15 protein-coding genes and 1 pseudogene are annotated in these 21,487 nt (G+C 59.3%); 7 read left to right on the plus strand and 9 right to left on the minus strand.

Features of this window, described 5'->3' with window-relative positions; translation table 11 throughout:
• Window positions 1–75 precede the first annotated feature (75 nt).
• The 5 genes and pseudogenes from ACN0SY_RS08230 to ACN0SY_RS08250 all read right to left on the minus strand — a co-directional run.
• Window positions 76–312, minus strand: a pseudogene (locus tag ACN0SY_RS08230) (ArsR/SmtB family transcription factor); the annotation flags it as partial.
• A 112-nt stretch (window positions 313–424) separates the two neighbouring features.
• Window positions 425–958, minus strand: coding sequence for a winged helix DNA-binding protein (locus ACN0SY_RS08235; RefSeq protein ID WP_417686217.1), 534 nt, complete (start codon window positions 956–958; stop codon window positions 425–427).
• Between the two features lie 55 nt (window positions 959–1,013).
• A complete protein-coding gene (locus ACN0SY_RS08240) occupies window positions 1,014–2,318 on the minus strand; it encodes a TRAP transporter large permease (RefSeq protein ID WP_417686219.1) in 1,305 nt (434 codons plus the stop codon).
• On the minus strand, window positions 2,318–2,875 hold the full coding sequence (locus tag ACN0SY_RS08245) for a TRAP transporter small permease (RefSeq protein ID WP_417686221.1): 558 nt from the start codon (window positions 2,873–2,875) through the stop codon (window positions 2,318–2,320). The genes ACN0SY_RS08240 and ACN0SY_RS08245 overlap by 1 nt, the downstream gene beginning before the upstream one ends.
• 77 nt (window positions 2,876–2,952) lie before the next feature.
• A complete protein-coding gene (locus tag ACN0SY_RS08250) occupies window positions 2,953–3,948 on the minus strand; it encodes a TRAP transporter substrate-binding protein (RefSeq protein ID WP_417686222.1) in 996 nt (331 codons plus the stop codon).
• A 178-nt stretch (window positions 3,949–4,126) separates the two neighbouring features.
• Between ACN0SY_RS08250 and ACN0SY_RS08255 the strand changes: the two genes are divergently transcribed.
• The 5 genes from ACN0SY_RS08255 (at window position 4,127) to ACN0SY_RS08275 (ending at window position 13,579) form a co-directional block, all read left to right on the plus strand.
• Window positions 4,127–4,813, plus strand: a complete 687-nt coding sequence (locus ACN0SY_RS08255; protein WP_417686224.1) for an MBL fold metallo-hydrolase — start codon at window positions 4,127–4,129, stop codon at window positions 4,811–4,813.
• Between the two features lie 119 nt (window positions 4,814–4,932).
• Window positions 4,933–6,381 carry a glycosyltransferase family 39 protein gene (locus tag ACN0SY_RS08260; protein ID WP_417686226.1) on the plus strand — a complete coding sequence of 483 codons (1,449 nt, stop codon included), beginning with the start codon at window positions 4,933–4,935 and terminating at the stop codon, window positions 6,379–6,381.
• A gap of 172 nt (window positions 6,382–6,553) precedes the next feature.
• Window positions 6,554–10,138 carry a hydantoinase B/oxoprolinase family protein gene (locus ACN0SY_RS08265; protein WP_417687195.1) on the plus strand — a complete coding sequence of 1,195 codons (3,585 nt, stop codon included), beginning with the start codon at window positions 6,554–6,556 and terminating at the stop codon, window positions 10,136–10,138.
• A gap of 167 nt (window positions 10,139–10,305) precedes the next feature.
• A complete protein-coding gene (locus ACN0SY_RS08270) occupies window positions 10,306–11,298 on the plus strand; it encodes a TIM44-like domain-containing protein (RefSeq protein WP_417686228.1) in 993 nt (330 codons plus the stop codon).
• Between the two features lie 532 nt (window positions 11,299–11,830).
• Complete coding sequence (locus ACN0SY_RS08275; RefSeq protein WP_417686230.1) at window positions 11,831–13,579, plus strand: methyl-accepting chemotaxis protein; 1,749 nt, start codon at window positions 11,831–11,833, stop codon at window positions 13,577–13,579.
• A gap of 41 nt (window positions 13,580–13,620) precedes the next feature.
• Here ACN0SY_RS08275 and ACN0SY_RS08280 read toward each other — a convergent pair whose 3' ends face one another.
• Complete coding sequence (locus tag ACN0SY_RS08280; protein WP_417686232.1) at window positions 13,621–14,403, minus strand: HugZ family protein; 783 nt, start codon at window positions 14,401–14,403, stop codon at window positions 13,621–13,623.
• A gap of 226 nt (window positions 14,404–14,629) precedes the next feature.
• Between ACN0SY_RS08280 and ACN0SY_RS08285 the strand changes: the two genes are divergently transcribed.
• Complete coding sequence (locus ACN0SY_RS08285; RefSeq protein WP_417686234.1) at window positions 14,630–15,073, plus strand: BA14K family protein; 444 nt, start codon at window positions 14,630–14,632, stop codon at window positions 15,071–15,073.
• A gap of 169 nt (window positions 15,074–15,242) precedes the next feature.
• On the plus strand, window positions 15,243–15,863 hold the full coding sequence (locus ACN0SY_RS08290) for a LysE family translocator (RefSeq protein ID WP_417686236.1): 621 nt from the start codon (window positions 15,243–15,245) through the stop codon (window positions 15,861–15,863).
• A gap of 32 nt (window positions 15,864–15,895) precedes the next feature.
• On the opposite strand, the gene ACN0SY_RS08295 is transcribed toward ACN0SY_RS08290, so the two are convergent.
• From ACN0SY_RS08295 to metH, 3 genes are all read right to left on the minus strand, one after another.
• Window positions 15,896–17,044: a DUF2336 domain-containing protein gene (locus tag ACN0SY_RS08295; protein WP_417686238.1), complete on the minus strand. Its 1,149-nt coding sequence runs from the start codon at window positions 17,042–17,044 to the stop codon at window positions 15,896–15,898.
• 138 nt (window positions 17,045–17,182) lie between these two features.
• Window positions 17,183–17,650 carry a hypothetical protein gene (locus tag ACN0SY_RS08300; protein WP_417686240.1) on the minus strand — a complete coding sequence of 156 codons (468 nt, stop codon included), beginning with the start codon at window positions 17,648–17,650 and terminating at the stop codon, window positions 17,183–17,185.
• A gap of 89 nt (window positions 17,651–17,739) precedes the next feature.
• Window positions 17,740–21,468 carry a methionine synthase gene (gene metH, locus ACN0SY_RS08305; protein WP_417686242.1) on the minus strand — a complete coding sequence of 1,243 codons (3,729 nt, stop codon included), beginning with the start codon at window positions 21,466–21,468 and terminating at the stop codon, window positions 17,740–17,742.
• Window positions 21,469–21,487: the final 19 nt, after the last annotated feature.

The following is a 21,487-nucleotide window of genomic DNA, read 5'->3' on the forward strand; positions in this document are numbered from 1 at the left end:
CAATTCGGAAACGCCGCAGATCTCCGGATGACCCGCGCAGCAGTCTTCGGAAAGAAATGCGAGCAAGCTGCGCATTCGGGAAAACGAAACGGAATAGATGATCCGCCGCCCCTCGCGCCGCGCTGCCGTCAGCCCCGCCCGTTCCAGGGCAGCGAGGTGAAACGACATGCGTGTCGGCGCGATGCCCAGACGTTCAGCCATTTCACCGGAAGCCAGCCCCTCAGGTCCTGCCTTTACCAGAAGGCGAAACGCTGCAAGACGGTCTTCCTGGGCAAGGGCGGACAGAGCAGATACGGCCTGATCATCATTCATACTTCGACATTACAAGAATATTTGTAATATTCAAGCAGCGATCTGGCGCACATGTCGTCGCATGAAAAATGCAGGGAAATGAAAACGTCTCGGCGGCTGTCGTTTCGAGCGCCTACATGGCAGCGGCAGCGCGCGCAGCCTGATCGTAATTGCCCGAGACGAGACGAAGCGTTGCCGCCAGCTTGGACAACTCGTTTTCGTCGAGTCCCAACGCCTTCATCGGCTCGACAAGAAGCGCTTCGCGCAGTCGCCGGTATTCCAGACAGGCCGTCTCGCCTGCCTTGGTGATCTCGGCCGTCTTCTCTTTGCCGCGCCGTCCGGACGAGATCAATCCGGCCTTCTCCAGCTTCTTCAGGGCGTAGGTGACGGTATGCGTGTCCTCGATATTGAGAACAAGGCAGATATCGGCGAGGGTTTTTGCCCTTCCGCGATGGTTGACCGAATGGAGCACCAGAGTGTCAAGCGCACTGAGCCCCTCGCTTCCGCTGGCCGCCATGCAGCGCACCATCCAGCGGTGATAGGCATTTACCATCATGGTGACGGCGAATTCGATTTCGGAAAGGGCGGGCATGGCCCCCGAAGCGAGATGAGCTGCCGAGACCACTGGCCCGATAGTGCGCCGCGTTTCCTCGACTTTGTCGCTCATAAGTCCGCCCTTTCCATTGTTCTTGGCCGTGCTGGGGCCTGTCCGTTGCCCTCTCCTAGCCGGATAACATGGTTTCAGGCAACCAGAGAGCTAGCCCGGGAAAAAGAACAATCAGGATCACGGCAAGGATCATCAGCAGGAAGAACGGCAACGCCATTCTCGCAACCTTGAAGATGTTGTGCCCCGTCATGCCTTGCAGAACAAAGAGGTTGAACCCGACAGGAGGAGTGATCTGGCTCATCTCGACGACCAGAACCAGGTAGATCCCGAACCAGATCAGATCCAGGCCTGCCTGTTCCACCATCGGCAGGATAACGGACGTCGTCAGTACAACGACCGAAATGCCATCGAGGAAGCATCCAAGAACAACGAAGAAGATCGTCAGTGCCGCAAGCAACTGCATGGGTGACAAGCCGAAGGAGCCGATCCAGCCCGCAAGTTCACGCGGGATGCCCGTGAAGCCCATGGCCACGGTCAGGAAGGCTGCCCCTCCAAGAATGAAGGCGATCATGCACGAGGTCCGCGTCGCCCCCATAAGCGCGTCCGTGAAGCTCTTGCGCGTCAGGGTCCCCGACATCCAGGACAGGCCGAGGGACAGGACGACCCCGATGGCGGCTGCCTCGGTCGGAGCCGCCAGCCCGGCGTAGATCGATCCGATCACACCGGCAATCAGCATGACGACCGGGAACAGGCGACGGGTTGCCATAAGACGCTCAAGGAACGGAACCTGCTCTTCCTTCTCCGGCATCTTCGAGGCATTGAGCATCGACCAGATGGCCACATAACCCATGAAAAGCACGCAGAGCATCGCGCCTGGCAGAACACCGGCAACGAACAGGCGTGCGATCGACTGCTCCGTCGCAGCGCCGTAGACGATCAGGATAATCGAAGGCGGGATCAGGAGCCCTAGCGTCCCCGACCCAGCCAGCGTTCCGATGGCCAGGACCTCGTCGTATCCACGCCGCTTCAGCTCCGGCAACGACATCTTGCCGATGGTCGCGGTTGTGGCCGCGGACGAACCGGATACCGCCGCGAAAATACCGCAGCCGAGGATGTTGACGTGCAACAGGCGTCCGGGAAGATTTCGCATCCACGGTGACAGACCCGCGAACATGTCTTCCGACAGGCGGGACCTGAACAGGATTTCGCCCATCCAGATGAACATGGGCAGCGCAGTCAGGTCCCAGGAATTGGCGGCACCCCAGACCGTGGTCGCAAGCACCGGTCCGGTCGGCGCAGATACCAGCAGCATCATGGCCCCAAGTGCAACACCGAACAGCGCGACAGCGACCCAGATACCGGTTGCAAGTGCGGCAAGCATTCCCAGGCCAAGGCAGAAGGCGACAAGCGAGAGATCCATTATTCAACTCCCTCGATAGCGTCGCCGCGCACAGCGACCGTGTAGCTCGGCGCCCTGCCGAGCAACGCACCCAGAAGGTCATCACCCAGCGAAATCGCGAAAATGACGATGCCGGTCGTCATCACGCTTTGCGGTATCCAGAGAGGAATCGGGATCATGCCGAAAGACACCTCGTCATAGACAAGGCTGTCATAGGCAAGCCAGCCCGCATGCCAGCCGAAATAACAGGCCAGAACGAATGCAACCGCCAGACACCAGACTTCGAGAAGTTTGGCGACACGCGGCGAGACATGCTGCAGAAGAATGGAAACGCGGATGTGATCGCCCATCCGCAGCGTCGCGGCAAGCGCCAGGAACGAAGCCCCAACCAGCAGGAAGCCCGCGATTTCGGCAAGCGAAGGGACAAGGAGACCTAGAGGGTCCAGTCCCATCAGTTTCCGTGCGCCATCGATCAGCCGGCAGCTGACCTGCGCAACGACCAGAAGAGCAATGGAAACGAGACACATGGCGGCAAGGCCGCCCGAGAGCCTGTAGAGGCCATCGAGAAAGGCGCGCATCGGCATACTCCGGAGCCGGTGTGGCGATCGGGAAGCGGAATGGGGCCGGCTCATACGAGCCGGCCCCTTGTCCCAGTTTACTTGGAGAAAGCCTCGACGACGGCCGCACCGTCAGCCCCGGCGCTCTCCTTCCACTCCTGCACCATGGTGGCGCCGATTTCCTTCAAGGAAGCCTGCAGCGCTTCGGACGGAGCCGCAACCGCAATGCCGTTGTCCTTCAGGACCTGAGTCTGCTCGGCAGTCTCGGTCTTGGAAGCTTCCCAACCGCGAGTTTCGGCGGCAGTTGCAGCTTCAAGAAGCGCCGTCTTTTCCGCGTCGCTCAAACCATCGAATGCCGACTTGTTGACGATCACCATGTTCTTCGGCAGCCAGGCCTGGGTGTCATAGTAGTGGTCCAGGTAGTCCCATGCCTTGGAGTTTGCACCGGTGGACGGCGACGTGATCATGGCTTCCACACGGCCGGTGGAGAATGCAGTCGGCAGATCCGGTACTTCGACCTGGGTCGGAACGGCGCCCGCCAGCTGCGCCATGCGCTCGGTCGACGCGTTGTAGGCGCGGAACTTCAAACCCTTCAGGTCCTCGATGGTGTTCAGGTCCTTCTTGGCGTAGATGCCCTGCGGCGGCCACGGCACGGTGTAGAGCAGCTGAAGTCCCTGAGCAGCAAGCTTTTCTTCGAGAGCCGGCTTGGACGCCTGGTAGAGCTTCCAGGCAAGATCATACGAGTTCGCCATGAACGGAACGCTGTCGACGCCGAAAACCGGATCTTCGTTGGACAGGCGAGAAATCAGCAACTCGCCGATCGGGGCGAGGCCCTTGCGCACAGCATTCTTGATTTCCGGATGCTTGAACAGCGAGCCGGCAGAGTGCACCTGAATGTTCAGGGAGCCACCGGTCTTGGAAGAGACTTCCTCGGCAAACTTTGCAATGTTCTGGGTGTGGAAGTTGCTGTCGCCATAAGGGGTCGGCATGTCCCACTTGGTTTCGGCGGAAGCAGCGGCGATGCCGGCGAGACCGATGGCAGCGGCGGCAACGAGCCTGACGCCCGCGAGCGAAATACGACGTGAATGCAGCATGATATTCTCCTCTTGGAAGCGGGACTTTGTCCTCATTCCGCCATCAGGAACTCTCCGTTCACAAAGACAGCTGCCTTACGCTAGACTCACAATTCAGAAACATCAACAATTTATCGACAAATTGTCATTTAACGGACAATCTAGGTAAAATCGGCAAGCAAGTCGGGAGCGCGCGCACATGACACCAAGCTACGACATACTGGTCCCCGGCTCGAGCCTGGCCTTCGAGGGCGGTTTCTTCGGCATTTCCTCAATCGTGCTGATCACAAGCGGCGAACGCCGGGCCCTATTCGACTGCGGTCATGGCACGACCCGGCGGCTGTTGCTCCAGGCCCTGCAAAGCCGTGGACTGAAGCCCTCGGACATTGACCTTCTGATCTTTTCGCATGCCCATTTCGATCATGTCCTCAACATGGACCTGTTTCCGAAGGCGAAGATCATCCTGAGCCGGGACGAACGCGACTATATCGAGCATCCCTTCGAAGATGATCCCGCAACGCCGCGCTACATGCCGGAGCTTCTGGCGAAACGTGACGTCACGTTGACTGAAGGGGAAACCGAAATCCTTCCTGGCGTAATCTCCTTCCCGACGCCCGGGCACTCCCCGGGACATATCTCTCTGGAGCTGGCGAGCGATGGAGGACCGACGGTTCTCGCTGCCGACGCGCTTAAGACCGCACGTGAAGCCCTGACCGGCATCCCTGACATGGAAATCGACCCCAAAAAACGCGGCAAGGCTTCCTTGCAGGAAGTGCTGCGCCGCGGGCGCATCATCGTCCCGGGCCACTTTCCGACACTGCACAAGGATGACAATGGCGCGTTGACCTGGACCGATGTTCAGGAGATGCCGCTCCTGATTCGCTGACCATCTGCGCTTCGACCGCTTAACCGTTCTAGGTGCCGCGATCGTCGCTTCGATGCCTGAAATGTGATTGCCATTGGGGGCAAGGCTCTGCCACTTTGCGGACCGGTGGGAGGCAGCAAGTGGCACACGAAACGGATGGAACAACGGCGACGCGAACGACGCGTGCGCAACACCTGCTGCTCGGCGGCATTCTCTTGCTTGCGGCCGCGTTCAGACTGCCCGCAATTGGCCGCACCAGCTTCTGGTACGATGAAGCCGTATCCTGGTCCCAGTCCAACGGCAGTTTGCAGCATCTGCTCTCAAGCGTTGCTGCCGACAACTACCCGCCCCTGCACAACATCGTCCTCTGGCTGACCATGAAAGTGGCCGGGGACAGCGAGACGGTCCTGCGCTTTCCGTCTCTCGTAGCCAGTCTCCTGGCAGTCTTTCTGATCTACAGGCTGGGACGGACGCTGTTCGGAACGACGGCGGGACTGCTCGCCGCATTTCTGCTGGCGACGTCGCCGTTTCACCTCTGGTACGCCAGCGAAGCACGCATGTATGCGCTTTTCGACCTCGCCGGGCTTGCGATGCTGCTGTCCATCGTTGCCGCGCTTGGAACGGGCAAGCGCAGGTCGCTGCTAGCTGTCGTTCTCACCACAACAGCCTTTCTATACACCCACATCTATGCGCTCTTCGGGGTTACCTCGGTTGGGCTTGTCCTGGTCATCATGTGCGTGTCGGCCAGACCGGAAAACCGCAAGCCCTTGATGCTGACGATCGGAGCTTTGGTCGCTGCAGGGATCCTGTTCCTGCCTTGGCTGATTGTCCTTGTCGGCCGCGCCCGCGACGTCACTGCCAACGGGTTCTGGATCGCCTATCCCGACCTGAACTTCCTGATCGTCATGGTGCGTGACATGGCCGGATCCGAATGGCTGTTCATGCTGCTGATGGTGACCGCTCTTGCCGGTCTTGCAACATCCCTCTTCCGGCAGGACCCGCCTGCCCCCGCAAGCAAGGCCGCTGCAGTGGTTGTTGTGATTGCAGCTGCTGCAGGTCCCTTCATTCTTGCCTATACCGTATCGCTAACGCTCCAGCCGATCCTCTTCGACCGTTACCTGATTGCTGCCTGGTCCGCCTTTCTGGTGCTTGCAGCCGGGGGGGCAACGCGAGTGGGCCCGCGCTTGGCCCCTCTCGCACTCGGCGCGCTGTCGATCTATCTGGCGCAGGACCGGATTGTATTCTCCCTGACCGACAAGATCAGACCGGAGTGGCGAACCGTGGCATCGGCATATCTCAGCGAAAGCTCTGAGAGCGCACCAATCGTCCTGACCAAGGCTTTTGCACGACCCGCCATCGCCTACTATGTGCGCGATGATGCCAGGGTCATTGCCACGGACCGCCCGGAGGAAATTGCACGCGTCTTCAGCGGACAGGACGAAGCCTGGCTTCTCCTTGCCCATAGCAGCCGACCTGAAATGGCTCGTGCAGTTGACGCAGTTCCGGACGGCTTTGCAGAAGACTACCGAACACACGCGTTCGGCTGGGGCGAAAGCGGCCTGACCCTGATCAAGTACTCCACCCCGTAGCCCCACAGCCGGCAAGAGATTGAACATCCACCGCAGAGCCCGCCCTCGGGGGATCACGGCATGAAAATTTTCATCGATAATTTATCGACATTTTATCATCGTTGAACTAGGGTTCGGATTACAGCCTTCCAAACCGGCGGGAATCATGCCGGAAAGACAGAGGAACAAGAAGATGACGGGCAAGTGGGATTTCTGGGTCGATCGTGGCGGCACCTTTACCGACATCGTCGGTCGCGCTCCCGACGGAAGCCTCCATCCCCACAAGGTCCTGTCGGAAAACCCGGAAGCTTATCGGGACGCCGCCATTCAGGGCATCCGCGAGCTGATGGGCATCGAAGCGGGCCAGCCGATCCCCTCTGAGCGGATCGCCACTGTGAAGATGGGCACGACGGTTGCCACCAACGCGCTTCTGGAGCGCAAGGGCGAACGTACCGCGCTGTTCATCACTCGGGGTTTCCGCGACGCCCTTGAGATCGGCTATCAGGCCCGCCCCGACATTTTCGCCAAGGAAATCATCAAGCCGGAGCTCCTCTACGAGAAAGTCTTCGAGATCGCCGAGCGTGTGCGGGCCGATGGTACGCTCGAGCTCGCTCTCGACACGGAGGGCGCCCGCGCCCAGATGCAGGCAGCCTTCGATGACGGCATCCGTTCCATCGCCATCGTCTTGATGCATGCCTATGCCTATCCGGCCCATGAGCAGGAGCTGGGCAAGATTGCACGGGAGATCGGCTTCCCGCAGATCTCCATCTCCCACGAAGCCTCTCCGCTGATGAAGCTGGTGGGCCGCGGCGACACCACCGTGGTCGATGCCTATCTGTCTCCGATCCTGCGCCGCTACGTGAACCAGGTTCAGGAAGAGCTGGGTGAGGGCCCGGCGCTCATGTTCATGCAGTCATCGGGCGGCCTGACTGCCGCCGACCTGTTCCAGGGCAAGGACGCCATTCTCTCCGGCCCAGCGGGCGGGGTCGTAGGCGCGGTCGAGACTTCGCGCATGGCCGGCTACAACAAGATCATCGGCTTCGACATGGGTGGCACCTCCACGGACGTTTGCCACTATGACGGCGACTACGAGCGCGCGTTCGAAACGGAAGTCGCCGGTGTGCGCATGCGTGCCCCGATGATGATGATCCACACGGTGGCCGCCGGGGGTGGCTCGATCCTTCATTACAAGGACGGCCGCTTTCAGGTGGGGCCGGACAGCGCAGGTGCCAATCCGGGTCCGGCCTGCTATCGCCGTGGCGGCCCGCTCACCGTCACCGACGCCAACCTGATGACCGGTAAGCTAGCGCCCGAGTTCTTCCCGAAGATCTTCGGTCCCAACCGGGACAAACCGCTCGATGAGCATTCCGTCACACGGAAGTTCGCTGAACTGGCAGCTGAAATCGGTGATGGCCGGACCCCTGAAGACGTCGCAGACGGCTTCCTCAAGATCGCCGTCGAGAACATGGCAAATGCCATCAAGAAGATCTCCGTACAACGAGGCTACGACGTTACCGATTATGCGCTGACCTGCTTCGGTGGCGCAGGCGGCCAGACCGGCTGTCTCGTGGCTGATACCCTCGGCATGAAGACCGTCATCCTGCATCCGTTCTCCGGCATCCTTTCCGCTTATGGCATGGGCCTGGCCGACATCCGCGCGAACCGTCAGCAGTCCGTGGTCAAACGCCTGGAAGAAAGCCTGCTACCCGTTCTGGCCGCCCTGCGCGATGATCTCGCCAAGGCGACTGAAAATGAGCTGGAAGGCCAAGGGGTCGCGCAGGCTCAGCGGCAGACTCGCGCCATCGCCCACCTGCGCTATGACGGAACTGACACGCCGCTGCCCGTCACGCTCGCTGGCGCGACAGAAATGCGCGCCGAATTCGAGGATGCCCATCGCAAGCAGTTCGGCTTTGCCTATGAAGAAAAGCCGGTCGTGGTGGAAGCTCTCGAAGTGGAAACCTTCGGCGGCGGCGCCGGTCTTGACGAACCGGACCTGTCGCTTGTCACCGACCCCCCTTCCCCCACCCGCGAGACCCGTTTCTACAGCGACGGCCAGTGGCATGACGGCACCGTCTACGCCCGCGACCTCTTGAAACCCGGCGTCAAGGTGATGGGCCCCGCTCTCATCATCGAACCCCACGCCACCATCGTCGTGGAGCCGGGCTGGCAGGCCGAGATCAACGCCAAGGATCACGTGATCCTGAAGCGCGTCGTGCCGCTGAAGCGCGCCGACGCCATCGGCACCCATGCCGATCCGGTCATGCTCGAGGTCTTCAACAACCTGTTCATGTCCATCGCCGAACAGATGGGCGTCACGCTCCAGAACACCGCCTATTCGGTGAACATCAAGGAACGACTGGACTTCTCCTGCGCCGTCTTCGATGCCACCGGCGCACTGGTTGCCAACGCGCCTCACATGCCGGTGCACCTGGGCTCCATGGACCGGTCCGTGGAAACGGTGATCAAGCTCAACCAGGGCAAGATCAAGCCGGGCGACGTATTTGCCCTGAACGCCCCCTACAATGGCGGCACACACTTACCCGACATCACCGTCGTCTCTCCGGTCTTCGATGACGAGGGCAAGGAAATCCTGTTCTGGGCAGCTTCGCGCGGTCACCACGCGGATGTCGGCGGTTCGGCGCCGGGCTCCATGACCCCGCGTGCCACGACAGTGGACGAGGAAGGCGTTCTCTTCGACAACTTCAAGATTGTCGATCAGGGCCGGTTCTGCGAGGCAGAACTGGTGCACCTTCTGACAGACCACAAGTACCCCGCCCGCAACCCGCACCAGAACGTGGCCGACCTCTCGGCCCAGGTCGCGGCCAACGAAAAAGGCATCCAGGAACTCCGCAAGATGGTTGCCCATTTTGGCCTCGGCGTTGTGCAGGCCTACATGGGTCACGTCCAGGACAACGCGGAAGAAAGCGTACGCCGGGTCATCTCGGCGCTCACAGACAGTGAGTACGAATACCCCACCGATCAGGGGTCCGTGATCAAGGTGAAGATCACCGTCGACAAGGCAAAGCGCGAGGCCACCGTCGACTTCACCGGCACCAGCGGCGTGAAGCCGAACAACTTCAACGCGCCCGAGCCCGTGACCCGCGCGGCTGTCCTCTACTGTTTCCGCGTCATGGTGGACGGGCACATCCCGATGAATGCAGGCTGCCTCAAGCCGATCCGCATCATCCTGCCGGACGACTGCATGCTGCGTCCCTCATATCCGGCAGCCGTGGTGGCGGGCAACGTGGAAACGTCCCAGCACGTTACCAATGCGCTGTTCGCGGCCCTCGGCGCCATGGCCAACAGCCAGGGTTCGATGAACAACCTGACCTTCGGCAACGCCACCTATCAGTATTACGAAACCATCTGCTCAGGCTCGCCCGCAGGCCCCGGTTTCAATGGCACAGACGGCGTCCACGTCCACATGACAAACTCCCGCCTGACGGATCCGGAAGTTCTGGAGTTCCGCTTCCCCGTCCTTCTGGAAGACTTCCACATTCGAAAGGGTTCCGGCGGCAAGGGGAATTGGCACGCAGGTGACGGTACGAAGCGCACCCTGCGCTTCCTGGAAGAGATGGATTGCGCAATCCTTGCCTCCCACCGGACCATCCGTCCGAAGGGCATGGACGGAGGAGACGACGGCGAAGTCGGCCGCACAGAGGTCCGCCGCCTCGATGGCAGTGTTCAAGTGCTCGAAGGCTGCGACCAGACCGTCCTGAAAGCTGGCGAGGCCGTGACCGTGATCACTCCGACAGCGGGCGGCTGGGGCAAGGCCTGATCAACAAGCACGATGGCACTCAAGCTTTGGGGGCGGATGCTGAAAGCACCGCCCCCTTTTCGTACGGAAAAACACGTAGAAAGCAGGGCGCGCCCTCTGGCAATGCGCAAGGCCGCTCGCCATATTAGCGGCGCTTAGCCCATTCCGGGCCCATTGGAGGACCCCTTATGCCCGCTGCCGCCCGCCATCTGCGCAAAACGACAGCCTTCTTGATCCTTGCACTGGCAACGATGTTCGCCGCCACCGAATTTGCCGAGGCCCGCAAAGCGGGTTTCAGCAGTTTCGGCAGCCGGGGAAGCAAGACTTTCTCTGCACCGCCAGCCACCAAGACAGCCCCGGGCACTGCCGCTCCAATGCAGCGCACCATGACGCCGCAACCCGCACAGGGACAAAAGGCAGTCCCCGGCGCATCCGCACAGCCCTCCCGCGGACTCTTTGGCGGCATGGGAGGTGCCCTTCTGGGCGGCCTGGTCATGGGGGGCCTGTTCGGCATGCTGTTTGGCGGTGGCTTCGGCGGTTTTGCCGGCTTCCTCGGTCTGATACTTCAGGTGCTTCTGCTCGGCGGCATCGCGATGCTGGCCATGCGCTTCTTCGCGGCCCGTCGCCAGCAACCAGCCGAAGTCGCCGCTGGCGGCGCACGCACGGACTTTCGTTCCCAGCCGGAAACAGGCACAAACGCCCCGTTCGGCTTTGGTGGCAATGCAGGCAGCGCCGGCATGAGTGCGCCCGCTGAAACCCCGGTCATGGCAACCCAACTCGAACTTGAAGCCTCCGATTTCGACCGTTTCGAGCAAATGCTCACAGAAATCCAGGAAGCCTATGGCCAAGAGGACTATGCCGCGCTGCGCCGTCTCGCAACGCCTGAAGCCATGTCGTTCCTTGCCGAGGAACTTGCAGAGCTCGCTTCCGCAGGCAAGCGCAACAGCGTCTCCGACGTGAAGCTGCTGCAGGGGGACCTGTCAGAGGCCTGGACCGAGGGGCAGGACGACTATGCAACGGTCGCCATGCGCTTCTCCGCGCTTGATGCCATTGTCGATCGCAATTCCGGCAGCGTGCTTTCCGGCAGCCTGGAAACGCCTGAGGAAAGCACGGAGCTGTGGACCTTCCGCAGGCAGCGCGGCGGAGATTGGCTGCTTGCTGCAATACAAGGTTCTGACTAAGGTAGAAGCGGTCCTTTGATCACCATCATGAAGCCGCCCCGTCCGGGGCGGTTTTATTTTATGCGAAGCTGCGCGGCACCCCGCAAAAGCTGTTTGACCAGGCGTTCCACGGCTCCCACTGACTATGCATTCAGAAGAAATGGAACTCCGCGAGCAGACCATCTGAAGTCCACCGAAGCTGGAGCCACAATTGCAGACATGCCCAAGCATGGTTTCAGATGAAACAATAAATCAACGCCAACCGAAGAATATAAAAGTAACGCAACGGCACATTCGTCATGAAATTTGACGTTATCTCAATTCAGCTTCAAATACACTCAAATTATAAAATCCACTTTCTCGATAACCATTATCAAAAAACGCGCCAAAAGGCAGAAATTGACGAAATTTTCCAAAAACCACCGATCCATTATATGAAAAAACTTCAAAACAGCTTCATGCAACAATGACAAAAGTTCATCGGTTGTAAATAATTGCAATTCTACCTTCTGAATATATCGATTCGATCTGATGTTGAGAAGGCATTGCCAACATGCGCATTTCCAAACTTCGTTCGGTGTCCGCCAAAATTCTTGCGCTGGTTGCTTTGATCAGTGCGGCTACGGTTGTCGTGGCAAGTTTGGGCGTTTGGCACATGTCGCAAATCGGCAAGGAACTGGACACGATTGCCGTGAACAACATCCCCCTTACCAAGGCAGTGAGTACGGTAACCGCTCATCAGCTTGAGCAGGCCATCCTCATGGAAAAAATGTTGCGCATGGCCGGGGTCGAGACCCATTCGGACCGAAGCCAACTGATACGCATCGAAGAAGATTTCATGCGCTTGGCACGCAAGGTCGGCGATGAAATCATTGGTAGCGAAAATCTCGCCAAGGCGGCCCTTGAAACGGCGCTGACAAATGACGAGCGGTTAAAGTACCAGTCGGTACTCACGAAATTGAAGGCAATCGAGACTGAACACCGCGAGTACGAGACCCACATTGGCGAGATCATCGAACTTATCGAAGCCGGAGAAATCGAAAAGGCAAGTTACCTCGCAGAGAAGGTTGAGATCGAGGAAGAAAACCTAGACCATGCGCTGATCACGCTGATGGAGGAACTCGAGCAGTTTACTCAAAAGTCGGCACAGCTGGCCGTTGAGCATGAGAAGTCCGCCATGGCACAGCTAGCGGTCGTTTCAATCGTCTCGACTATCGCCGGAGCGGTCATCGCCTTCGTTTTCGCCCAGTTCGGAATCGCCCGGCCGCTCGGAAAGGTCGCCGAAGCACTTGTCAGCCTGGCCCGCGGCGATACCAGCGTGTCGGTTGCCGTCAACTCCCGGGATGAAATCGGCCAGGTCGCCGACGCCTTCGAAAAGTTCAAGCAAACTATGATCGAGATCGAACGGTTACGGCAGGAGGCTCAGGAAGAGGAGGAGCGCATCGCTCTCGAGAAGCGCGAAGCAACCATGCGCCTTGCCGACGAGCTCGAGCGCACGGTGAAGTCTGTCTCCGATGAGATCTCCGTCGCGGTTCACGAACTCGAAGGCACCGCGAACTCCATGTCGGCGACCGCAGTTCAAACGTCAGAACGCGCGACCACCGTCGCTTCGGCAGCGACCGAAGCAGCGACCAACATTCAGACCGTTGCAGCCGCAACCGAAGAACTTTCAAGCTCCGTTCTGGAAATCAGCCGCCAGGTCAGCAGGGCAATGACGGAAACCGCAGAGACACGCGGCAAGGCCGAAACCTCGACGCAGACCGTCTCCGTTCTCTCGAGTGCCGCACAGCGCATTGGAGACGTCGTCCGCCTGATCAATGATATTGCCGAGCAGACCAATCTCCTGGCGCTAAACGCAACCATCGAGGCAGCACGGGCAGGCGAGGCCGGTAAGGGCTTCGCGGTCGTCGCCTCTGAGGTCAAGGCGCTGGCGACCCAAACCAGCAAGGCGACCGAAGATATCAGCGATCTTGTCTCACAGCTTCAGAACGGTTCGGATGAGACCTTCACCGCCTTCAAGACTGTTGTTGATGCCATTAGCGTCATAGACCAGCAGGTGACGGGTATTGCTGCATCCGTCGAGGAACAAAATGCGGTAACCGAAGAAATTGCACGCAACACGGCCGGGGTGGCCGCTGGTAGCGAGGAAATCTCCGTCAATATCACCGATGTCAGCCTCGCAGCATCTCAATCAAGCGCGAGCGCCGAACAGGTCATGTCGACCGTAGGTAACCTCTCCCGTCAGGCCCAGACTCTCGACTTGGAGCTGGGACGTTTCCTGACGACCATAAGGGCGGCCTAACCGGGTTTGATATTCGGACGAAGACGAAGCCGGGCGGAGCCCTACTCCGCCTGTTTCGCCCTTGCCTGTTTCGCTAGATCGACAAGAGCTGGGCGCAGCTTTTCCGGTTCACTCAGGGTTGATCCGAACCATAGTCGCGCGAGTTCGTCTCCTGCTTTCAGGTCGAGACCTTCCGGGTCGATCGCGATCAGCCGCCAGTTTCCTTCCGGCTTCCCAGCAAGAACCTCCGCGTAGAGCTTCACCGCGTCGGCGTGGTCTTCATTCATATGCTCGACGGCACCGGGCTCCCAATCCGCCAGTCGCACCCAGGCATCAGCCGGCAGGATCAGGTCACTCTCGGCAAGCGAATAGGCGCGGGCAAATCCGCCATTCAAGCTCGCCCGTTCGACCTTCAATCGGAAGAACGCAAAGTCACCAAAGTCGACGTAAAGTTCCGCCTTGGGATGGCGCGCAAGGTACCGCCGCCTCATGCGGTGGTGCGCTTCCCCTCCACGCTCCAGTTTCTCCGCATGACAGAAAAGCGTCACCCGTGGATGCGCAAGCGGATCGCCCTTTCCAGGTTCTCCCAGCAGCAGGGAACACCGCGGATCGCCGTTCAACGCTGCGGTGTGGCCGGAAAGGTTTGAGATCAGGATCACCGGCGTTCCGTCCATGTCCGGACACACGGCGACCCGGCTAGCAATCGGATGACCACTTTCAGGCTCGAGCGCCGCAATGGAGCCAAAACGCGCGCTGCGCAAAAGACCGCGAGCGAGCCGACGGGCTTCATCGTCGGTTTCTCGCAGAACGTCCTTTCTGGGTTTTTCTGTTTCCGGCTTGCTCATGTAAGGGCCCTTCCCTGCACCACGGCTCGCATCGCCGTAGCGCTAAAATTCTGCGTCCTTGTCGCCTGTCTCCCAATGCCATTCATATCCCCTTGCAGAACCAATGCGAAGCCTTTCGCGAACCTGAACGCCAGATGAACGTTGGTCTCAGAACCGGTTCAGTGGGGAGCTGTCATTTTGGCCTCATCAGATCGAGACCGGCTCAACGCCAGTGAGGAACAGACAGATGACCACGATGACCAACACGACAAAGCGTATCTTTGCAATCGCTCTTTCCGGCGCGCTGCTTCTTCCCGCCATGTCCGTTGCCGAGGCAGGACATCGCGATGGCTGGCGCAACAATCATGGCTGGCACGATAGTCGCCGCCCACACCATGGTTACAAAAAGAAGCGCAAGGACAATGATGTCGGTGCAGCGGTCGCCGCCGGAATTATCGGCCTGGCCGCAGGTGCGATCCTGCTCGGAGCTACCAGCCAGCCGACCTACGCGGCACCGGCTCCCAGCTATTATCCGCCCGCACCCCAGCCGGGCAATGTTTACGGCGGCAGCATCGGCTATCAGCCCTGGAGCCCTGCATGGTACGACTACTGCACTGCCAGGTACCGGTCCTTCAACCCGCGGACCGGAACCTTCACCACCTATTCCGGCGAGCAGAAGTTCTGCCAGTAAGCTGGAAGATGTAGATTGAGCAAGCGGCCCGGCATTCTGTGTCGGGCCGTTTGTCTTTAAATGGGATCTGCGTCAAGATCAGGGTTTGATCAATGGCGTCGTTTGGAGTTTAGTCCTCGCAACGACCGCTCAGGATGATCAGTAGACTTGAACCCCCTGGACCTTTGACATGACCCTGGAACTATATAGCGCCTATGTCGTTGCGACCATTGTCGTGCTGGCCATTCCCGGCCCTACCATCATGCTTGTCGTCAGTTACGCTTTGGCGCAGGGTCGCAAGTCCGCACTTGCAAGCGTCGCAGGAGTCGGCCTCGGCGACGCAACCGCAGCAATCGCCTCCCTTGCCGGCCTGGGCGCGATCCTGGCGACCTCGGCAACGCTGTTCACAATCCTGAAATGGGTGGGAGCGGCCTACCTGTTCTGGATCGGTCTCAAGATGCTTCGCAGCCGGCCATCATCGCTTGAACCTCACGGCGTGGCGGCCGCACCGGCCCGAAAGGTTTTTCTTCACGCCTATGTCGTGACAGCGCTCAACCCCAAGGGAATAATCTTCTTCATGGCGTTTCTGCCGCATTTCATAGCGCCACAGAGCCCGGCGACTCCGCAGCTGTTCCTGCTGGGGACCACATTCGTGGTTTTAGGCATCATGAATGCTGCCGTCTACGCCCTGGGAGCCTCTGCAATCGGCAGCCGGCTGCGCTCACCGTCGGTGGTCTCGCTCGTCAACAAGGTCGGTGGAGGCTTCCTGATGTCAGCGGCCGCCATGACAGCTGTCCTGCAGCGAAGCTAGTCGTTGCGCCGACGCACCCAGGGAAGATCGGATCAGGCGCTTGCAGCCTTGCCACGGCTCTTGCTTCGCATGAACGCCCCGCGCTCCTCGACCTGACCAGCTGGTTCCTCTGGCGCACCGCCTTGCGAGCCCTGGGCAATAGCCTCAAGCGAGCGCTTGGCCGCATCAATCGGAAACTGGGAATATTTCTTCATCGCGCTTTCGAGCACGGCGAAGCCGGTCTGCATACGCCGCGCGCGCATGGTCAGTATGTGCTTGAAGCAATCGTCCGAGACGCCGTTCGCCTTGCAGATGATGATCAAGGGCTTCTCTGATTGGCTATAGATCAAAGGCGACACGCCGGCGGCGGGAAGGTCACTGACCTTCGCAAGAAGAATTCCGACTTCCGCGGCCCGATCGGTCTTGGCGAAATCGGCAAGAACATCATCGAGTTTTTTCCGCCCGGCTGCGACGTCCTCGATTATGCGAATGGTTTCTTCGCGCTTCGCCTGCAGGCGGTTGGTTCTCGCCTTGACTTCCTCGGCTGCACGCTCCGCCATCACCCGCGCAAGAACGTTGTCGGAATCGAGACCTGCGACGCGTTCCTTCAATTCGTCGGTCAGAAATTCAGCAAGACATTCTGCCGCCTGCTTGGGCATGTCTTCACGGCTGACGAGCAAAGCCTGGATTTCCGGACAGGTTCGCGCCTTCTCCACGAGCCGAACAAATGCCTGATCGGCCATTCGCGCACGCTGATTGTTGGCAACGCGGTTGAGAACCTCGCGGTTGCCACGGTCAACAAGCACATCCGTCACGACCTCGGGAAGCTCGTCCCGGGTTGCGATCGCTTCGAGGTGATCCATCGAACCATCACGGGCAATGGCTGCAAGATCATCGGCGGTAAGCACAGGCGAGCGGGTCAACACGTTTTCAGCGATCTTGAACTCGTCGCTCGCAAGCGTCGTGATCAATTCGCGCGGAGCTGCGGGATGAGCGCCGACGCGCTGAGCCAGCGCCATCCTGGTCTCTTCTTCGAGCTGGCCAAGGACCTTCATAACGATCTCGCCGAACATGATGCTCACCTGCTCGGCCTGCTCATGGTCAGAAGACACAAACAGATCGGTCAGCGCGGAGACGAGGCTCTTCCGGCTTCCAGTGCTCCGGTCTCTTGCAAGCTCGGACAACTTGCTAAGGCTCAGCATTCAATTCCCTTCAAGCATTCCGCCACTCTTCGTCACGGTAATATCAGTTGCTTAACATTGAACTACCTGAATAGGGTCCCACGTTGTTTTCTATGAATAGTTAAATTTGCCAATTGTTTTTGTTAACACTCAAATCAATCAAGGGTATTTTTCAAGATATTTTTCAACTTCTACGAAGGTGGCTTTATCGCAGGGATTTCGCCAAACAATGCAATTGGTTAATCGCCTCCCGCTCAAACGGATTTTCCTGAAATCCAAAAAGAACAGTATTTCAGCGCCACAACGCGCCGCAGTGCAGCAACGTTTTTCCTTCGCAGGTCGTTCATCATCGCTTAATATCTGCCTCGGTTGGACAGGCTTCGGGAGGCCAAAATGACCCTGACACGTAACCTGAACATGATCGCATTCTTTGCCGCCTTTGCTTTTCTGGCGGCCATCGTATTGGGTTTGGTCTGAGGATATCAGATCCAAAGAATCACGACGGAACGATCGCCACCGTCCGGATAAGAGATAACAATCCAGAGGCGGATCGACGGGAATTTTGCTGCTTTGACGGTTATCGTGAAGCGAAAAAATCGCAGAGCGAATTTGAATGATCGTTCTCATTCAGAACCTGCGATCTGGTGAAGTCTTCAAAAAAATTGGGCCGCATCTGTCAACAGATGCGGCCCAATTTCTTTGATATGATGACTTCGTCACTCTGCAGCTTGAAGCCGGTGTGGGTCGTAGTTCAGGATCGGCGCCAGCCACCGTTCTGCCAGTGCTATGTCCCAGCCCTTGCGAGCGGCGTAATCTTCGACCTGATCCCGCTCGATCTTGCCGACGCCGAAGTAATGGCTTTCCGGATGTGAGAAATAGAGCCCCGAAACCGCCGAACCGGGCCACATGGCATAACTTTCGGTCAGGCTGATCCCCGTCGCCTTTTCCGCGTCCAGAAGACGGAACAGTGTCGCCTTCTCCGTATGATCCGGTTGCGCCGGATAGCCTGGCGCAGGCCGGATGCCCTGGTACTTCTCGGCAATAAGGTCGGCGTTGCTCAAGGCCTCGCTCGGTGCATAGCCCCAGAGTTCCTTGCGCACGATCTGGTGAAGCTTCTCCGCAAAGGCCTCGGCCAGACGATCTGCCAAGGCCTGGCTGAGGATCTTGTTATAGTCGTCACCAGCCTTGGCGTAGCGTGCGGCAAGCTCCTCCTCGCCGTGGCCCGCAGTCACCGCGAAGCCACCCACGTAGTCGGCGATTCCCGTGCTCTCGGGCGCAACAAAATCACTGAGAGCAACGTTGGCACGCCCACCTGCTGTCCGGCTCATCTGCTGGCGCAGGGTATGGAGCATGGCCCGTTCGGTTGAACGGCCGTCGTCTTCGAACAGAACGATGTCGTCTCCGCGGGCATTGGCGGGCCAGAAGCCCGCGACACCATGGGCCGTCAGCAGTTTCTTCTCGACGATTTCATCAAGCATCCGCCGTGCGTCGTCAAAGAGAGCCTTGGCGGCAGGACCGTATCGGTTGTCCGTCAGGACCTCCGGGTAGCGACCCTTGATTTCCCAGGTTGAGAAGAACGGCGTCCAGTCGATGACAGGAACCAGATCTTCCAGCGGGAAGTTCTCGAAGGTCTTTGTTCCAAGGAACGACGGTTTGACTGGTGGATGACCAGAGAAATCTGCCTTCAACGCATTGGCTCGGGCAGCCCCGATCGACACCCGCTGAGACGCGCCGCGCGACTTGGCATGATCCTCGGCAATTCGGACGTATTCGTCGCGAACTTCCGCGTAATAGGGCTCACGCCCGCCTTCGCTCATCAGCTTGGAGGCGACACCGACCGCCCGGCCCGCATCCGTGACGTAGATAGCCTGCCCGCGAGCATAGTTCGGATGGATTTTCACAGCCGTATGAATTCGGCTGGTCGTTGCGCCGCCGATCAGCAGCGGCACATCGAGACCCTCGCGCTCCAGCTCCGCCGCAACATGGCACATCTCGTCGAGCGACGGAGTGATCAGGCCGCTAAGACCGATGATGTCGACCTGCTCCTGCTTCGCCGTTTCAAGGATCTTAGCCGCAGGCACCATGACTCCAAGGTCGATAACTTCGAAGTTGTTGCACTGGAGAACGACACCAACGATGTTCTTGCCGATGTCGTGGACATCGCCCTTCACCGTTGCCATCAAGATCTTGCCGGCCGACGACTTGCCCGTAAGGCCCTGCTCTTGCTTTTCCTTCTCCATGAAAGGCATCAGGTAGGCCACCGCCTTCTTCATGACGCGGGCGGACTTGACCACCTGGGGAAGGAACATCTGGCCCGAACCGAAAAGGTCGCCGACGACGTTCATGCCGTCCATCAGGGGGCCCTCGATCACATGCAACGGCCGGTCGAAGTTCTGGCGAGCCTCTTCGGTGTCTTCCTCGACATAGTCGTCTATGCCGTTGACGAGCGCGTGCTCAAGGCGCTTGGCAACACCCCAGGTTCGCCATGTCAGATCGATTTCGCGCTTCTTGCCGCCCTCGCCTTTCCAGCGTTCAGCCGCTTCGAGCATGTTGTCGGTCGCGTCCGGTGTTCGGTTGAGAACCACATCCTCGCAGAGCCGGCGCAGTTCCGGTTCAAGCTTGTCGTAGACTGCCAGCTGCCCGGCGTTGACGATTCCCATGTCCATGCCCTTGGCAATCGCATGATAGAGGAACACCGAGTGCATGGCCTCGCGCACGGCTTCATTGCCGCGGAAGGAGAAGGAGAGGTTCGATACGCCCCCGGAAACATGGGCATGCGGCAGGTTCTGGCGAATCCAGCCGGTCGCCTCAATGAAGTCCACGCCGTAGTTGTTGTGCTCCTCGATGCCGGTTGCCACGGCAAAGATGTTCGGGTCGAAGATGATATCCTCGGGCAGGAAACCGACCTTCTCGGTGAGCACCTTGTAGGAGCGCTGGCAGATCTCGATCTTGCGTTGGTAGGTGTCAGCCTGTCCGGTTTCGTCGAATGCCATCACCACCACGGCGGCACCATAACGCCGGATGAGCTTGGCCTGTTGGATGAACTGCTCTTCGCCCTCCTTGAGGGAGATCGAATTCACCACACCCTTGCCCTGAATGCACTTGAGCCCGGCCTCGATGACCGTCCACTTGGAACTGTCGATCATGACCGGAACACGGGCAATGTCGGGTTCAGCCGCGACGAGGTTCAGGAAGGTAACCATGGCTTCTTCGGAATCGAGAAGCCCTTCGTCCATATTCACGTCGATGATCTGTGCACCGTTCTCGACTTGATCGCGGGCGACGTCGAGCGCGGTCGCATAGTCGCCTTCCTTGATCAACTTGCGGAAGCGCGCGGATCCCGTAACGTTGGTACGTTCGCCGACGTTGACGAAGTTGACCTCGGGCGTCACCACGAACGGCTCAAGCCCGGAAAGGCGCATGTGGCGCGGAATGTCGGGAACGACGCGCGGAGCAAGGCCATCGACGGCCTCGCAGATTGCCTTGATATGAGCCGGCGTCGTGCCGCAGCAGCCGCCGACCACGTTGACAAGGCCCTCTTCGGCAAAACCCTTGATCAGGTTCGCCATGTGCTCCGGACTTTCGTCATACTCGCCGAACTCATTCGGCAAGCCGGCATTCGGATACGCACAGACAAGCGTGTCCGCTGCGCGCGACAGCTCATCGATATGCGCCCGCATTTCCTTTGCGCCCAGCGCGCAGTTGAGGCCCACAGTAAACGGCTCGGCGTGGCGAACTGAATTCCAGAACGCCTCCGGCGTCTGGCCGGAGAGGGTGCGGCCGGAGAGATCCGTGATCGTGCCGGAGATCATCACCGGAAGCTTTCGGCCCACTTCCTCGAACACCTCGTCGATCGCGAACAGCGCCGCCTTGGCGTTCAGCGTATCGAAGATCGTCTCGACAAGGATGATGTCGGCACCGCCTGCGATCAGGCCGCGCACGGCCTCGGCATAGGAGATCCGCAGATCATCGAAGGACACAGCCCGGAAACCAGGATTGTTTACATCCGGCGAAATCGATGCCGTCCGATTTGTCGGGCCAAGGCCTCCCGCCACAAAGCGTTTTCGGCCCGGGTTCTGCTTTTCAACAATGTCACAGGCTTCCCGGGCAAGACGGGCGCTTACCTCGTTAAGCTCGTAGGCCAAGGCTTCCATGCCATAGTCGGCCTGGGCAATGGTCGTCGATGAGAATGTGTTGGTCGCGACGATATCCGCGCCGGCGTTCAGATAGTCGACATGGATCTGCCTGATCGCATCTGGCTGCGTCAGGCTCAGAAGATCGTTGTTGCCCTTCACGTCGCTCGGCCAGTCGGCGAAACGCGCACCGCGATACGCGGCTTCGTCAAACTTCAACTGCTGGATCTCGGTGCCCATGGCGCCATCGAGAACCAGAATACGCGAAGCCGCCGCCTCATTCAGGTGGGCGAATACGTCAAACTCGGTCACTTTATTTTCCTTCCGGCCG

Origin of the sequence: Roseibium sp. (genome assembly GCF_048261595.1) — a bacterium.
GTDB lineage: Bacteria > Pseudomonadota > Alphaproteobacteria > Rhizobiales > Stappiaceae > Roseibium.

Coding starts and splice junctions, on each gene's coding strand:
- ACN0SY_RS08300 (WP_417686240.1), bottom strand. CDS start 17,650: ATGAGAACGATCATTCAAATTCGCTCTGCGATTTTTTCGCTTCACGAT.
- ACN0SY_RS08285 (WP_417686234.1), top strand. CDS start 14,630: ATGACCACGATGACCAACACGACAAAGCGTATCTTTGCAATCGCTCTT.
- ACN0SY_RS08265 (WP_417687195.1), top strand. CDS start 6,554: ATGACGGGCAAGTGGGATTTCTGGGTCGATCGTGGCGGCACCTTTACC.
- ACN0SY_RS08295 (WP_417686238.1), bottom strand. CDS start 17,044: ATGCTGAGCCTTAGCAAGTTGTCCGAGCTTGCAAGAGACCGGAGCACT.
- ACN0SY_RS08235 (WP_417686217.1), bottom strand. CDS start 958: ATGAGCGACAAAGTCGAGGAAACGCGGCGCACTATCGGGCCAGTGGTC.
- ACN0SY_RS08245 (WP_417686221.1), bottom strand. CDS start 2,875: ATGCGCGCCTTTCTCGATGGCCTCTACAGGCTCTCGGGCGGCCTTGCC.
- ACN0SY_RS08255 (WP_417686224.1), top strand. CDS start 4,127: ATGACACCAAGCTACGACATACTGGTCCCCGGCTCGAGCCTGGCCTTC.
- ACN0SY_RS08290 (WP_417686236.1), top strand. CDS start 15,243: ATGACCCTGGAACTATATAGCGCCTATGTCGTTGCGACCATTGTCGTG.
- ACN0SY_RS08270 (WP_417686228.1), top strand. CDS start 10,306: ATGCCCGCTGCCGCCCGCCATCTGCGCAAAACGACAGCCTTCTTGATC.
- ACN0SY_RS08275 (WP_417686230.1), top strand. CDS start 11,831: ATGCGCATTTCCAAACTTCGTTCGGTGTCCGCCAAAATTCTTGCGCTG.
- ACN0SY_RS08240 (WP_417686219.1), bottom strand. CDS start 2,318: ATGGATCTCTCGCTTGTCGCCTTCTGCCTTGGCCTGGGAATGCTTGCC.
- ACN0SY_RS08250 (WP_417686222.1), bottom strand. CDS start 3,948: ATGCTGCATTCACGTCGTATTTCGCTCGCGGGCGTCAGGCTCGTTGCC.
- ACN0SY_RS08280 (WP_417686232.1), bottom strand. CDS start 14,403: ATGAGCAAGCCGGAAACAGAAAAACCCAGAAAGGACGTTCTGCGAGAA.